Annotated in this window: 11 protein-coding genes; 4 read left to right on the top strand and 7 right to left on the bottom strand. The window is 68.0% G+C overall.

All coding sequences use genetic code 11. The annotated features are described in order from the left end of the window. Nucleotides 1–81 precede the first annotated feature (81 nt). Together J4573_RS49345 and J4573_RS49340 are read right to left on the bottom strand one after the other, a co-directional pair. Nucleotides 82–2,112, bottom strand: a complete 2,031-nt coding sequence (locus J4573_RS49345) for a sensor histidine kinase (RefSeq protein ID WP_208263398.1) — start codon at nt 2,110–2,112, stop codon at nt 82–84. Further along, nucleotides 2,102–2,791, bottom strand: a complete 690-nt coding sequence (locus J4573_RS49340) for a response regulator transcription factor (protein WP_208263397.1) — start codon at nt 2,789–2,791, stop codon at nt 2,102–2,104. Before J4573_RS49340 ends, J4573_RS49345 begins: the two co-directional genes overlap by 11 nt. Before the next feature lie 93 nt (nt 2,792–2,884). Between J4573_RS49340 and J4573_RS49335 the strand changes: the two genes are divergently transcribed. The 3 genes from J4573_RS49335 to J4573_RS49325 all read left to right on the top strand — a co-directional run bounded on the left by J4573_RS49335 (nt 2,885) and on the right by J4573_RS49325 (nt 5,422). After that, nucleotides 2,885–3,646, top strand: coding sequence for a L,D-transpeptidase (locus J4573_RS49335; RefSeq protein ID WP_208263396.1), 762 nt, complete (start codon nt 2,885–2,887; stop codon nt 3,644–3,646). 23 nt (nt 3,647–3,669) lie between these two features. Continuing rightward, nucleotides 3,670–3,942: a hypothetical protein gene (locus J4573_RS49330; RefSeq protein WP_208263395.1), complete on the top strand. Its 273-nt coding sequence runs from the start codon at nt 3,670–3,672 to the stop codon at nt 3,940–3,942. Nucleotides 3,943–4,096: 154 nt separating this feature from the next. Continuing rightward, complete coding sequence (locus J4573_RS49325) at nt 4,097–5,422, top strand: aspartyl protease family protein (RefSeq protein ID WP_208263394.1); 1,326 nt, start codon at nt 4,097–4,099, stop codon at nt 5,420–5,422. Between the two features lie 387 nt (nt 5,423–5,809). On the opposite strand, the gene J4573_RS49320 is transcribed toward J4573_RS49325, so the two are convergent. Beyond that, nucleotides 5,810–8,122 (bottom strand): ATP-binding protein, encoded by a 2,313-nt coding sequence (locus J4573_RS49320; RefSeq protein ID WP_208263393.1) that lies wholly within the window; start codon nt 8,120–8,122, stop codon nt 5,810–5,812. Nucleotides 8,123–8,920: 798 nt separating this feature from the next. Further along, complete coding sequence (locus tag J4573_RS49315) at nt 8,921–10,084, bottom strand: acyltransferase domain-containing protein (RefSeq protein ID WP_208263392.1); 1,164 nt, start codon at nt 10,082–10,084, stop codon at nt 8,921–8,923. A gap of 218 nt (nt 10,085–10,302) precedes the next feature. Between J4573_RS49315 and J4573_RS49310 the strand changes: the two genes are divergently transcribed. Continuing rightward, complete coding sequence (locus tag J4573_RS49310) at nt 10,303–10,776, top strand: XRE family transcriptional regulator (protein ID WP_208263391.1); 474 nt, start codon at nt 10,303–10,305, stop codon at nt 10,774–10,776. A 29-nt stretch (nt 10,777–10,805) separates the two neighbouring features. Here the strand turns inward: J4573_RS49310 and J4573_RS49305 are convergent, their stop codons facing one another. The 3 genes from J4573_RS49305 to J4573_RS49295 all read right to left on the bottom strand — a co-directional run bounded on the left by J4573_RS49305 (nt 10,806) and on the right by J4573_RS49295 (nt 13,989). Continuing rightward, complete coding sequence (locus J4573_RS49305; protein ID WP_208263390.1) at nt 10,806–12,020, bottom strand: cytochrome P450; 1,215 nt, start codon at nt 12,018–12,020, stop codon at nt 10,806–10,808. A gap of 74 nt (nt 12,021–12,094) precedes the next feature. Beyond that, on the bottom strand, nt 12,095–13,261 hold the full coding sequence (locus tag J4573_RS49300) for an MAB_1171c family putative transporter (protein ID WP_208263389.1): 1,167 nt from the start codon (nt 13,259–13,261) through the stop codon (nt 12,095–12,097). A gap of 11 nt (nt 13,262–13,272) precedes the next feature. After that, nucleotides 13,273–13,989 carry a hypothetical protein gene (locus J4573_RS49295; protein WP_208263388.1) on the bottom strand — a complete coding sequence of 239 codons (717 nt, stop codon included), beginning with the start codon at nt 13,987–13,989 and terminating at the stop codon, nt 13,273–13,275. Between the last annotated feature and the right edge of the window lie 188 nt (nt 13,990–14,177).

Genomic DNA, 14,177 nt, shown 5'->3' with positions numbered 1-14,177 from the left:
CGCCTCCTGAACTCCGGCCGGGGCAGCCTGGTCACGGCCCTCTCAATGAAGGCGTTCCACTCCTGTTGCATTTTGGGGTGATCATGCGATGTTCGTTCTCCGGGGTAGCCGCAGGACGAACGTCGCGCCCTGGCCCGGCTCGCTGCGCACGGTCGCGGATCCGCCGTGCGCTTCGGCGAGCTGCCGCACGATGGCCAGGCCGAGGCCGCTGCCGCCGGTCTGCCGGCTGCGTGACCTCTCGGCCCGCCAGAATCGGTCGAAGACGTACGGTAGGTGCTCGGAGGCGATGCCCGGCCCCGTGTCGACCACCTCGATCAGCACGTCATCACCGGCGGCGTACGCGCGGAGACTCACCTGCCCGCCAGCCGGGGTGTAGCGGAGCGCATTGGCGAGGAGGTTGCCGATCGCCTGGCGCAGCCGTACCGGGTCGGCGTCCACGTGCGGACGATCGGGGGCTTCGATGGTCAGCGCGAGTCCGGCCGCCGCGGCGCGGTAGGCGGTCGCGATCTGCTCGAGCAGGTCGGCCACGTCGACCGGCTCGGGGTGCAGCCGTAGCTTGCCCGCGTCGGCGAGCGCGAGTTGCTGCAGGTCGTCGACGATGTGCTGCAGCAGCGTGGCTTCCTCGATCAGCGAGGCGGTGAGCACCGGGTCCAGCTCGGCCACGCCGTCCTGGGTGGCCTCCAGCCAGCCGCGGATGTTGCTCAGTGGCGTGCGCAGCTCGTGCGACACGTCGCTGACCATCGCCTTGCGCTGCTGCTCCATGCGGTCGAGGTGCTCGGACATCTCGTTGAACGCGGCGCCCAGCTCGCCGACCTCGCCCTTGGCGCGCACCCTGACCCGGGCCGAGCCGTCGCCTGCCCGCATCCGCCTGGCCGCCGCGGTCACCGCCCGTACCGGCCGCATCAGCCGGGTGGCGACGAGCACGCTGACCCCGGTCGCCAGGGCGAGGATCACCGCGGTGACTCCCGCGATGCCGTACGGGTCGATGGTCGGCGTACGGTCCTCCGGCGAGCCGATGTAGAGCAGCGCGGCGGGTGCGAGGTAGGGCTTCAACTGGGTGCGGCGCGCGGTGGCCAGGCACTCGGCGGCCGACGCCGGGGCGGCCGGCGTGCCGGTCTCGTCCAGCCATACTTCGACCCGGCTTCTCTGGCACTGCCGGACCAGGGCAGCGAGCTGGTTGAGCGCGTGCTTCTCGGTGGTGGTCGGCCCGGGCGCGTCCGGTGAGCACGGCGGTGAGCCGGGCGTCGACGGACGGGGTGGCACTGTGCTTTTCGGCGCCACTGGGGGCGGGTTCTCCGGCTTCTCTCCGGGTGCGCCGGTCGGCTTGCCCGGCGTGGTCACCGGCTGCGGCTTCTCCATCGGTTTGATCTGCGGAGCAGATTTCACTGTCGTTGCGGCCAGGGCGAACCGGGCCTCGGTGCCGCCGGCGAGCCGTATCGCTTCGTCGCCTGACGGACGCGTCCGACCGAGCAGTCCGATGAGCGCCGTTCGGGTGGGGGCAGGGCCGTGACCGGACGGCGCGCGGGCGGGCGAGCGCGCTCGGTCCGTGCCCGGGGCCGGGGTGACCGGAATGCCCTCGCGGCGCAGGTAAGGGCGGCCGCCGGGTCCGACGACGACCGTGGCGCGCTGGTTCTCGCGGCGCAGGCATGCCGCCTGCGCGTCGACCTGCTTGAGTAGCCGTGCTCGGTCGGGCTCTGGCAGCCGGAACGGGCCGGCCGCGCGCGCGTCGATGCGGTCGGTGGCGGCGCCTTGCACCAGCGAGACGTCGACGGCGAGCGGGTCGACGACGGCCGAGGGGCGCGCCGGCAGTGGCGGGCCGCCGGTTGCCGAGTCCGCGATCCGGACTCCGCCCTCGGTGGCCAGTGCGACCCGCTGGTCGCTCTGCCGGGCCAGCTCGCGCACGGTCGCCTGGACGCCGTCCCAGCGCGGGTGGCTCGCCGCGTAGCCGAGCAGCGCGTCGTTGATGCGGGCGTCGCGGGCGAGAGTCTGACCCTGCTGATGCCGGATCTCGCCGGACGTGCTGCGCGCCGCCAGCCACGCGGTCGCCACGATCGAGCACACCGCGATCAGTACCGAGCTGGCGACCAGTCGTACCAGCAGGCTATGGCGCATGGTCGCCGACCAGCTTGTACCCGACGCCGTACACCGTGCGCAGCCGGACCGGTCGCCGCGGCTGAGGTTCGATCTTCTTGCGCAGGTTCTTCACATGGACGTCGACAGTGCGCTCGGTGATGAAGCGGTCGAAACCGTGCAGGTGCTCCAGGAGTTGTGAGCGGGTGAAGACCTGCTCAGGCCTCGCGGCCAGCGCCTCCAGGATGCGGAACTCCGCGGGCGTGCACTCGATCTCGCGCCCGTCGGCGAGCACCGTGTGCCGGTCGGGGTCCACGGTGATGCCGCCGACCCGGTGCACCCGTTCACCGCTCCCCCGGCCGGTGCGCCGCAGCAGCGTGCGCACCCGGGCCATCAGCTCGCGCGGGCTGTACGGCTTGGTGACGTAGTCGTCGGCGCCGAGGTCGAGGCCGAGCAGCAGGTCGTCCTCGGTAGCGCGGGCGGTCAGCATGAGTACCGGCACGTCGGAGTCGGCGCGCAGCAGGCGGCACACGTCGAGGCCGTCGAGGCCCGGCATCATCACATCGAGGAGCACGAGGTCGGGGCGGCGGGCGCGAGCCTCGTCGATCGCGGCGCGCCCGTCGTGGGCGACGACGACGGAGTGCCCCTCGTGCTGGAGATAGCGCCGCAGCAGCTCCGCCTGTTTGACGTCGTCCTCCGCGACCAGGACATTCGCGCACATAAACCTCGAGCGTAGGCGACCGGTGACCGGGACCACGGGATCATCACATCGGCCTCACAGGTTCTTCACTTTTCTTGGCCAGCATCTCGCGGCATGCGCCACGTCAAGATTCATACCGGCGCCCTGCTCGCCACCGGCCTGATCGCCGGACTGGCCGGCTGCGGCTCGTCGAGCGACGGCAAACCGGCGGGCGGCTCGCCCAAGGCCGGCCGCCCGGCCGCGACCGCCGAGCCGCAGCGGGCAGCGCAGCGGCAGAGCGGTGCGGAGATAGCGACCGTACGCGGCCGCCAGATCGCCGTGCACGAGCACAAGGGCGACGCAGCGGTCTGGAAGACACTGTCCAGCCCGAACGAAATGGGCGCCACCCGGGTCTTCCTCGTCGACGCCGAGGACGGCGACTGGCTCAAGGTGCTGCTGCCTGTTCGCCCCAACGGCAGCACCGGCTGGGTGAAGGCATCCGACGTCACCCTGTCATCGACGACCCACCGGGTGGAGATCGACCCGAAGGCGTTCACGTTCACCGTCTTCGACGGCGACAAGGTGCTGCGCACCGGCAAGGTCGCCACCGGCGAGGGCGGCACCCCCACTCCGGCCGGCCGCTTCTACTTCACCGAGCTGGTCAAACCGCCGAACCCCAAGGGCGACTACGGCGCGTACGCCTTCGGTCTGAGCGGCTTCTCTCCGACGCTGCGGACCTTCGCCGGCGGCCCCGGGCAGCTCGCCGTGCACGGCACAAACAGGGCGTCGGCGCTGGGCGGCAAAGCCAGCCACGGCTGCGTGCGGGTCAGCAACGACGACATCACCTGGATGGCCAAGAACCTGGCGATCGGCACACCGGTCGTCGTCAAGGAATGAAAACACCATCGGAAGGACCATCGATGCACCTGAAGTCCCTCACCGCAGCCGTCGCGCTGGGCGTCGGCCTCACCGGCACCGGCCTGACCTCCGCCGAGGCCGGCACCGGCCTGACCTCCGCTGAGGCCGGCACCGCCACGCCCACGCCGCCCGCCGCCCCCGGCCACCTCCCGTCCAGGCACCCCGGCCACCTCCCGTCCAGGCACCCCGGCGACAACCCGTCAAAGCCCGGCACGCCGCCGATCGCCGCAGCGCCTGGCAAGGCCATCCCCAAGGCGCCCAACTACACCGGCTGACCCCGAGACCTCAGGCCCGCGCGCGCCTCGCGGCGTGGCGGGCCTGAGGAGATCTCGGCCGCGGCCGACCTCGATCCAGATCTGCTGAAAGCCCTCCGCCAGGCTGCAACGACGGACGCCGCGAGCGGAGGGCGATCACGAAAGGAGAAGACCCGTGGCTCATCACGGACAATGGAACCGGCGTTCGGTGCTTCGGGGCGCGGCCGCAGTGGCCGGTGCCGCCGCGACCATACCCCTGCTGGGCAAGGCGGCCGGCGCGCGAACCGGCGGCAATGACGCGGACGCGTTGTTCAAGGCCGGGAAATTCGAACAAGCCGGCCGCGCGTATGAAGAGATCCTGAAAACAGACCCCACCGACCTGCACGCGGCACGCCAGCGCGGCTACGTCGGGCTCCTGGCCAACAAGTTCCCCGACGCCGAGAAATACCTCAACATGGCCCTCAACCTTGCACCCGACGACCAGGAGACCAACCAGCTCCTAGGCGACTGCTACATCCGGCAAGACAAATACTCCCTCGCCGCACCGCGCTGGCAAGCGGGCGGCGAGCAGGGCTACGCTAAATGGTTCGCGGCAATCCGCGGCGAGGCGTATCAGATCCACGGTGACATCGGCCGTGTGGAATGGAAGCAGCTGGATCCGGAACCGCTGGTAGAGGCCTCACTCAACGGCGGCCCGCCGAAGCTCCTGACGTTCTACACCGGCGCCTCGAACCTGAGCCTTTCCGCGTCCGCGGCCAAAGAGGCCGGTCTGGACCCCGTCTACAAGGAAAAGACCGAGTACGAAGGCACCGAAATATGGGTGTACTACGGGATGCTGGACTCCCTCAAGCTGGGCGGCATGGAGCTGCGCAACGTCCCCGTGGGCTGGTCGTCGACGGAGTCGGGCGCAGACGTCGACACTGACAGCGCCGGAATGATCGGCACCTGGGTCTTCTACCACTTGCTGACCACCTTCGACTACGCCGGCCAGTCGCTGATCCTCCGCCGCCCGACCCCTGCGGCAGCCAGGAAACTACGCGCCGACGCCGCCCGGACGGGCACCAAGCCCCTGCCCATCTGGCTGGCCCGTGACCACGACGTCAGCAGCATCGGCAGCATCACCGGCTCCACCAGCTCCGGCCCACGGGTGATGGGCGTGAACTTCGGCGGAAGAACCGGCACGGCCACCGCGGGCACGGCCCTGGAGGTGGCCAAGCAGTTGGGCATCCGCACCGACTACGACCGCCCGCTCCAGACCGGTGCCCACAGCCATCCAACCGTCATCTACCCCTGCTACCCCAAGGAGATCCGCCTCGGTGACGCCGTCGCCAACGACGTCTACTGCGAAGCGGACAAGAACAACGGAATCAACAGGCCCTGGCCCTACGGCCCCGGATACGACGAGACCGGCCACTTCCCCCATTGCTTCTTCAAGCCCTACAACATCACCCTCGATTTCACCACCATGAACCTCTACATCGCCCGCGGCAAGGCCACCTGATCACCACCGCGCCGGCCGATCTCTTGATCTCGCATCGAACGGCGTGGCCTCGACGAGCCTGACCGTGAAACCCCGGCATTGAAATGTCCCCGATGCCGAACCAGGGAGACCCTATTAACGCGGAGGGCACGCTGCGGTTCGTGCCCTCCGCAGCGCATGCGATCAGCAGAAGGCAAGCCCCCCGTTTCCGGGTTCATGCGAGGTGGTCGTGGCCGCTCGAACCACTGCATTCTGCGCCTGCGACATCGATGGTCCGAGCGCCCTCCTGGCAGCAGATGAGCGCGTTCACATCCAGGTCACAGGCTTCCGCACCGTGCTGTGACTCCTCGGTCGTTAGAAAGCTTGCGGCGAAGGAGCCCCGACCGCCGGGTCGGGGGTTTCGTTCTGCTAGTCCTCATCCGGCCGGAAGTCGTCGAGGCGGTCGCGGATGTGGGCACGGCGGGAGATGCCGAGCTTGGCCAGGATGTGTTCCATGTGTGCGTCGGCGGTCCGTTTGGAGATCACCAGACGCTGGGCGATCTCCCGGTTGGACATGCCCTGGGCGGCGAGCCGCGCCACTTCGTACTCGCGGCGGGTGAGGACCGTACTGTCGTCGCGGACCGACGATCCGGGTACGGCGCTGAGCAGCTTGTCGGAGTCGGCCTCGGCGGAGGCGATCACCAACTCCAGCTCGCGGGCGGCGCCCGCACGCCACAACTCCTGGTAGCGGACCTCGTCGAGCGCCTGGTGGATGGTCTCGGTGGCCTGTTCGTGGAAGGCTTCCATGCGGGGCTGGCCGCTGAGGCGTTTGCCGGCGCGCCGCCACAGTACGTCGGCCGTCCCCAGAAGCCAGGTCGCCCGCTCAGGACGGCCCGCGTCCGCGGCCAGCCAGGCCAGCAGCTCCAGGCAGTAGGCCGTACCCACCGGGTCGCCGATCTCATGCTTCATGCGCAGCCCGACGCAGGCGGCGGCGGTGCATGCGGCGGCCTCGCCCTGCAGGAACCGGGCGACGCCGATCATGAAGTAGTTGTAGCTCTGCATCCACCGCTCGCCGCTGCCCGCGCCGATCATTTCAAGGGAGCGCTCATTGTCGGCCACGGCCTTGTCGAGCCGGCCGCTCTGCAGGTACATGTACGCGCGGCAGCCGTAGAACAGGCTCAGGCCGACCGGGCTGTCGATCGGTTCCAGCAGCCGGGCGGTGATCTCCTCGGCGGCGGCCGCGGTGTCGTGGTCGCCGAGGAAGGTGTATCCGAACATCACGTACATCTGGCCGCGGCCCTCCAGCCAGGGGTCGCCGATCTGCCGGGCGACCTCGGCGGACGCCTTGGCATCCACCACGCCCACCGCCGGGTCGCCCTGGAAGATGGCCAGATGGGCGCGGATGTTGAGGGCCCACGAGCGTTCCTTGCACGGCTCGGGGAACTGTTCGAGGACCTTGGTCTGCCAGTACCGGCCTTCGGTCAGCCGCCCGATCATGAGCCAGTAGCACCACAGGCCGCCGGACAGGGCGGCGGCCTTGTCGCCGTCAGACCGGGAGACCGCATATTCCAAGGCGACCCGCAGGTTTTCATGGTCGCGGTTGAGGGTGTGGGTGCGTTCCATCTGGTCGGTGTCGAAGGTGTGCTCGCCGTACTCCTCGGCGAGCGCGGTGAACCGGTCGAGGTGCCGTTCCCGTACCTGCAGCTCGTCCTCGGTCGCGGCGAGCATCTGCACGCCGAACTCGCGGATCGTGTCCAGCATCCGGTACCGGTCACCGTACGCGCCGCCGACGCGCTGGATCACCGACTTGTCAACCAGGTTGACCAGCGCCTCCAGGACATCCTCCAGCGGCAGCTCGCCGCCCGCGCACACCTGCTCGACGGACTCGATGTCGAACGTCCCGGCGAAGACGCCGAGCCGCGCCCACAGCAGCTTCTCCTGCTCGGTACAGAGGTCGTAGCTCCACTCGATGGCGGTACCCAGGGTGGCATGCCGCTCGACGCGGGAGTTTCGATTGCCGGTCAGCAGCCGGAACTTCTGGTCGATCCGGGCGGCCAGCACCTCCAGCGGCAGCGCCCGCAGCCGTACGGCCGCCAGCTCGATCGCCAGCGGGATGCCGTCCAGGCGGCGGCACAGCCGCACCACGTCCGCGTGGTTGGAGCCGTCCACAGCGAAGCCGGCCACCACCTCGGCGGCGCGCTGCTCGAACAGCTCGACGGCGTCGCCGCCGTCGCGGGCGTCGATCGGCAGTGGGTCCACCGGCAGCACGCGTTCACCCGGTGCGTCCAGCGGCTGCCGGCTGGTGGCCAGCACGCTGACCCGCGGGGTGGCCCGCAGCAGCGTGTCGGCGAGGCTGCCGCAAGCCTCCACCAGGTGCTCGCAGGTGTCCAGCACGATCAGCGTGTGGCGGTCACGCAGGTAGTCGATCACCGCGTCCAGCGGCGTCCGGGAATCGTTCTCCGGGATGCCCAGCAGCGCGGCCAGGGTGCCCGGCAGCAGATCGGGATCACGCAGCCCGGACAGTTCCGCCAGGACCACCCCGTGCTCGTACCGCGCGCCCTCCATCGCGGCGGTCCGCAGCGCCAGCCGGGTCTTCCCCACCCCGCCGGGACCCAGCACCGTCACAATACGAGAGGTGTCCAACGCGGTCGCCAGAGCGGTCAGCTCGTCACCCCGCCCCACGAAACCCGTCGTCTCCTGCGGCAGGTCACCGGTGAGTCCCTGAATCGTGGTGAGCGTCATGACACCCCAATGATCACTGTCAGTCGCGGCGCGCGCTGCGCACTCTAAGCCGACGTGGCACTCAGTGATGGCAAAACTACAAAAATTGCACGAACAGGGATCAGGTGGTGAAGTCGCCGTCTACGGGAAGGTCGGCGCCGGTGATCTAGCGACCGCCGGGGCACCTCAAGCCACGCGAGCGCGATCACAGTCCTGGCCTTCAGTCCGGACGGCCAGGGCTGACGAGCGGAGGTGACGATCAATCAGCCCTTCTATGGCCGACAAACTGCCCGGCGGGCACCAGACGTAAAAGTGCCCCTGACCAGGCACTTGGTCAGGGGCACGTCTTGGGGTGGGTTAGCGGACTGGGAGGCCCGTCAGGGTGCGGCCGATGACCAGGCGCTGGATTTCGGAGGTGCCCTCGAAGATGGTGAAGATCCCAGAATTCACCCCTATTTCACCAGGTCAGAGCCTTGCAGGCTGCGCGAACTCAGCACAAACTCAGCACGCCGCCATGACTGCCCCTAGAAAAACGGGGGGTATACCTCAACGCCGCACCGCTCTACGACATGACGACGAGTTCACTGGACCGAACGACGACCGGTCACAGGTTGTGGACTGGTACCTGAACGATCACTGATCCCAGCCTTAGCGTCGAAGCCGCCTTTGCCCGGACCGAGCACGACGACCTCGGCGGAGCCGTACCGCGTCGACCAACGCCGCGGGTGCGGATCCCTACTGCAAGGCTCTGGTGGTAGCTGACCGGGGCGAGCAGGACACCCCCGAGGTAGTGCAGGTTGTCGTGGCGGGGCTGGTCGATCAGGCCCCGTTGTCGACCGTCTTTCGGGAGGCTTGGAAGGCGGCGAGCCGTTGGGTTGCCAGCCTGACGACCTCGTTTCTGGCTTCGGCCCAGAAGGCCGCGAACTCGTCCTGTGTCACCTCGGGCACGAGGTGGGTGCGCACGAAGTCGAGGTCGTCGGTGGAGGCGAGTCCGGCCGCCTGGAGCAGGGTCAGCGTCTCTGGCAGCCGCAGCCGGTTGTCGCGGGTCAATGAGAGCGTTGACAGGATCGACAGGTCGTTCCCGGCGATGCCGTGCAGCGCCTTGGAGACCAGGGTGGAGAGTGTGGCCCGCCCACCTGCCTCGACGAAGACGCGCTTACCGCGCCCGTAGAGCGCACGCACCGCGGTGGAGAACTGCACCGGCAGCGTCAGGTGGTCTGCCAGCAAGTCAGCCAGGTCCGCGTCGGGGTCGTAGAAGCGTTCCAGAATCGGCGAGTACACCGGAACGGCCAACGGGCGCCGGGGAATGCCCCGCGCGAAATTGGCGAGTTCCGGCACGAGCGCGGGGTTGTGAACGAGGAAGGGAGCCTCCAGATCCGCCCAGCCGAGTCGCGCCGCCGACGCGGCCGCCCGGACCTGTTCGATCACGTGGGGCGGGCCACTGAGAAGCGTCCGGCCGTCGTGGGTCTCGCCGGCGACCGCGAGGAGCCGGTGTCCGATCAGGCCGACCAGGTGCGCAACGCGGTCCGGGTCGGCCGCCACGGCGATCAGCGCGCCATCGGCCGCTCCACTTTCGGCCAGGAGTTGGGTGCGGCGGATCACGATGCGTGCGCCGTCCTCCACGGTGATGGCTCCCGCCGCGACCATTGCCGTGATCTCCCCAAGGCCGTGCCCCATCAGGGCGGCCGGGCAGACTCCATGGCTGGACAGAACCTGGTGGGCGGCCATCCCGGCACCGTAGATCGCCAGTTGGGACACCCATGGATCACCGTGCTGAAGCACGATCAGCTCGACCGCCTGGTCACCGAAAAGCACGCCGGAAAGGCGGCGCTCGAACAACTCGACCGTCACTCTGTCGATTCGCGCGAACACATCTCGGACCTGAGAATGGCTGTGGTGGGCCAGACGGAGCGCCGCGCCGTCATATCCGTCCTGCCCGGGAAACAGCACGACCGGACCATTGGCCAGTTCCATCTCGGGCATCCCTCCGTGCAGGAGCGTCGGCCTCATTGATCCGGGATTCACCGGCGATCCGGGCTCATCTCGTTCAACTCATGTCGAAGGCCCTGGCACTGATGTCGACACGAGTCGAAGCTCGTTCCCGTACTATCCAGCCGGTTGACTGGGATGTCAACCAGTGTTGATGGTCGGCATCCACGGGTCTACTCTTGTAAAGTGTCGGCAGGAACGGGGCATCGCTCGTGACGAGCTCGGAGCAGCGGCAACGGACGCTGGCAGAGAAGCTCAATCACCTGTTCGCGACCGTCGCGCCCCATGGCAGAGGCCCCTACAGCAACGAGGAGGCGGCTCAGGCGATCACCCTCGCCGGTGAGCCCATCTCCGGAAGCTACCTCTGGCTGCTGCGCAAGGGCCAGCGCGACAATCCCACGCTTCGCCACCTCGAAGCGCTCGCGAAGTTCTTCGGTGTGCCGCCCGCCTACTTCTTCGACGACGAGACCGCGGCGGCGGTCGACGCCGACCTCGCGCTTCTCATCGCGTTGAAGGATCTCGGCGTACGCGAGGTGGCGCTGCGCACGGCCGGACTCGCGCCGGAAAGCCTCGCGATGATCACCGAGGTGATCGAGCGGGTCCGCCAGCTGGAGGGGCTTCCCGCCTCAGCCGAGGATTCCGCAGAAGGTTCCGCCGAAGGTGAGGATCTGACCCCGGCGGGTTGATCTGACGCGCAGACCTACGACTCGCAGACCTACCAGGCGAGCGGCAGGCCGCGCAGACCGCGGACCATCAGTCCGGACTTCCAGTCGAGGCCGTCCTCTGGAACGGCGATGCGTAGGTCGGGGAACCTCTCGAAGAGCGCCCCCAGCGCGACCTGCAACTCGATGCGGGCCAACTGAGCCCCTAGGCAGTGGTGGGGGCCGTAGCCGAAGGCGAGGTGGGGATGCGGCTCGCGCGCCAGGTCGAGGCGGTCGGGCGCGTCGAAGATGCTCTCGTCGCGGTTGGCCGAGGGACGCGCGACGAGCACGACATCGCCCTGCTGGATGGCCGCTCCGCCGAGCTCCAGGTCCTCGGTCGCCACCCGAGGGAGCGCGGCGCTGCTGTTGTTGAGCGGTACGAAGCGCAGCAACTCCTCGATCGCGTTCGGCAGCAGGGCCGGATTCGCGCGCAGCAGATCGAGCTGGTCCCGGTGAGTGAGCAGCGTGTAGGTGAAGTTGACGATCTGGCCGGCGGTCGTCTCGTAGCCGGCGACCAAGATGCCGGTGCTGAGGCTGACCAGCTCTCGCTCAGTGAGCTTGTCGTCGACGTCACGCGCCTGGATGAGCGCGCTCAGCAGGTCGTCCGCGGGTTCGGCGCGCCGCCGGGCGACCAGTTCGCTGAAGTAGCCGTCAAGCGCGGCGGCCGCGGCCCGGATCTCCTCGCCCGTGTGGGCGGTGGTCGACACGAACGCCTCCGACCAGGCCTGGAATCTCTCGTGGTCGGGTTCGGGCACGCCGAGCAGCTCGCAGATGACGGTCACCGGTAGTGGCAGGGCGAGCTGCTCGGCCAGGTCGGCCGGTGGGCCGGCCTCGGCCATCCGGTCCAGCAGGCCGTCGGCGATCTGCTGGATGCGCGGCCGGGTCTGTTCCAGGCGCCGTGGAGTGAACGCCTTGGCGATGAGCCCGCGCAGCCGGGTGTGCTGAGGGGGGTCCATGCTCACCATGGAGTCCGGCCGGCTGACCGTGCCCGCCTCGGTGAGGCGCGGCATGTCGCGCATGCCGCGGCGTACCGCCTCCGCCCGGCTGAAACGCGGATCCGAGAGGGCCGTTCTGACATCCTCGTAACGGGTCACCAACCAGGCCGGTTCCCCGAACGGCAATTTAATCTTCGCAACCGGTTGATCCGCTCGCAGACGCGCGTATATCGGGTCCAGGTCCAGCTTGCTGTCCGCAGGGAACGGATACGAGATCGGAGATGAGTCGGTCATCGTCAGTCCCTGCTCCCCAATGGTCCGCGCTTACGGCAACAGCTCACAAACGTGCCCTATCGCTTGCTTGGCTGTCAAGGGCGGGAAATCGCGGCGGGACCCGTCGGCTGACCGCGGCGCCGTCGAGCAGTCAACTCATCCGCAACAAGGCCGAACCATTGGACCTCCTCGTCTGTCGAACGAACAGGGCCACCGGTCCCGGTTTCATCATTGGCCGGAATGTCCCCGGCGCGGTAACGCTGGATCGCGCCCAGGAGAAGCCGGGCCTCTTGGGCAGCGGTGATTCGCTCTGCCTCTCCCCGGCTTGCTGCCGGTCGACTATCGTTGTCCCGCAGCCGGTAAGGCGCCAGGATCAGCAAAGCGTCATTTATTTCAACCAGATACCGATGAAGCTGTGCGGCAGGATCCTTGGAGAATTCGCCGGTCGTATCCAATACCACGTCGGGAACGACCTCGGTCAACGCTTGCCACATGGGGCGCAGGCGCCGGACAGCTCTACGCTGGCGCATTCTCTGGAAGGGGGCCAGCATTCCCGGCCCCCAGGTCGCGAGGGAAGCGCCCAGGACGGTGAGTACGCCGCCCGGCACGGCCAGCACTTGGGTGATGACCTGTTCGTCGCCGGGCAGGTCCTCCCCCATCAGGCCAGCGATCACAGTCGCCTCTCGGTACGCCGCATAAGCGATGGCGAGGATGGCGCCCCATCCCACCAACTGCATGCCGAGTCGCAGGTAGCGCATCCTCGTGTGGCGGCTGTACCGGAACGTCAACTGCGCAAGGTCGCTCGCGACAACGAGAACATAGGCCGTCGTGAGCATGAAATAAACGGCGACTGCTGGATTCGTTGCATATTCGGTCACGAACTCGGGACCATCGGGAAGCCGCTGCGGAAGCAACAGCAGTCCCATGGCCACTACCGTGACGACCGCAACCACCTGGCGCGACCTGACGCCGGGCTTCGCTCCGTGGATGAATCGCATCGTCATGATCTGCAGGGCGCAGGACGTCATGATCCCGAAGCTGTTGGCCGCCCACCGCGCGAATCCGGGAAGCTGCGATGTGCGATCGATGAACTCACGAATGGACGGAGCAAAGAGAAGTGTGGCTAACGTAAGAGCACCCAGCGCCGCACATAGGGCAGGCAGCGCCTCCGGGCGGCCGGGGCGCCAAAGTTGCGATACTTTGCGGACGAATGCGGTGAACGCGAGGAGGGCGATGAAAAGGTAAGGTAGATTGTCGACCATTGAGGAATCCTTTAGGCCCGGCCCCAGGCATCCTCGACGCGACGGATGACGGCCACCGTCTCCGGCGGAATGTCACGATCACGGGTCTGATGCCGGCTCAGCGGCCGACCGGCAAGGGTCAAGGTGGCAAAGACCTCCGCGTCACGCTCCTCTGCCGCGCTGTATGCGCTCCTGCCAAGGACCATTTCGATCATTCTTGGATCCAGATGCGGCACAAGCGCCTGGAGAATCGCCCCCGCGTCCGGGCCCAGCCCCGAGCGGCCCCGGTGATCGAGCAGCATGTGCCCGACCTCATGCAGAATGATGTTGGCCCGATGCCGAGCCGATGAAGTCCTGGCATGAAAGATGTAGTCGCACGAGCGTGCACTTATCCAGAGCCCACAGGGAACCTTCTGACGCCCGTGCACCTCTTGCAGAGATATGGCGCGGTCTCTCCGTCGCCCCAACCTGTTTATGAAAATATCCGCATCGAAGGGATCCGGAAAGATTCCGTCAGCCTCCATTTCAGCGATGACCTTCTCGATCGACATTTTCCGGCTACCCATACAGCCTCCCCGGGGCGCGAAACAGTAGTCGATCAAGGGCCCAGGATGGAGCCGGGCGGGCGGGATGTCAACCGAGTTGCTGACAAAGCGAGACACTGGGTTCAGAGCGTTGTGGGTGGTGGCTCTTTGCTGATGGTTGCCGGGCTCGGCGGTCATCGCGGCGGCATCGGACAGGGCGAGCATGCTTTGGCGGCGTCGACGACACGTTCCGCACCGCCAGCTACCTCGACCTTCACGCCCGCGCCGGCTCTTCACCTGGGCCTACACATCCTCACCCACGATGGTCTGCCTGTGCATCGAGCCCGGGCCTAATTCCACGTCACCATCAGGGATGCCGACGGCGGAGTCCTCAACGGAGCCAGTAGCTGTCG

Source organism: Actinomadura barringtoniae (assembly GCF_017573505.1).
GTDB classification, from domain to species: domain Bacteria; phylum Actinomycetota; class Actinomycetes; order Streptosporangiales; family Streptosporangiaceae; genus Spirillospora; species Spirillospora barringtoniae.
The sequence above is the reverse complement of the archived record's forward strand: the minus strand, read 5'-3'. Positions and strand labels throughout refer to the sequence as shown.

What these genes read in the sequence shown, in the direction of transcription:
- J4573_RS49295 (WP_208263388.1), bottom strand. Translation starts at nt 13,989, where the DNA reads ATGCTCGCCCTGTCCGATGCCGCCGCGATGACCGCCGAGCCCGGCAAC.
- J4573_RS49335 (WP_208263396.1), top strand. Translation starts at nt 2,885, where the DNA reads ATGCGCCACGTCAAGATTCATACCGGCGCCCTGCTCGCCACCGGCCTG.
- J4573_RS49300 (WP_208263389.1), bottom strand. Translation starts at nt 13,261, where the DNA reads ATGGTCGACAATCTACCTTACCTTTTCATCGCCCTCCTCGCGTTCACC.
- J4573_RS49345 (WP_208263398.1), bottom strand. Translation starts at nt 2,112, where the DNA reads ATGCGCCATAGCCTGCTGGTACGACTGGTCGCCAGCTCGGTACTGATC.
- J4573_RS49340 (WP_208263397.1), bottom strand. Translation starts at nt 2,791, where the DNA reads ATGTGCGCGAATGTCCTGGTCGCGGAGGACGACGTCAAACAGGCGGAG.
- J4573_RS49305 (WP_208263390.1), bottom strand. Translation starts at nt 12,020, where the DNA reads ATGACCGACTCATCTCCGATCTCGTATCCGTTCCCTGCGGACAGCAAG.
- J4573_RS49330 (WP_208263395.1), top strand. Translation starts at nt 3,670, where the DNA reads ATGCACCTGAAGTCCCTCACCGCAGCCGTCGCGCTGGGCGTCGGCCTC.
- J4573_RS49320 (WP_208263393.1), bottom strand. Translation starts at nt 8,122, where the DNA reads ATGACGCTCACCACGATTCAGGGACTCACCGGTGACCTGCCGCAGGAG.
- J4573_RS49315 (WP_208263392.1), bottom strand. Translation starts at nt 10,084, where the DNA reads ATGCCCGAGATGGAACTGGCCAATGGTCCGGTCGTGCTGTTTCCCGGG.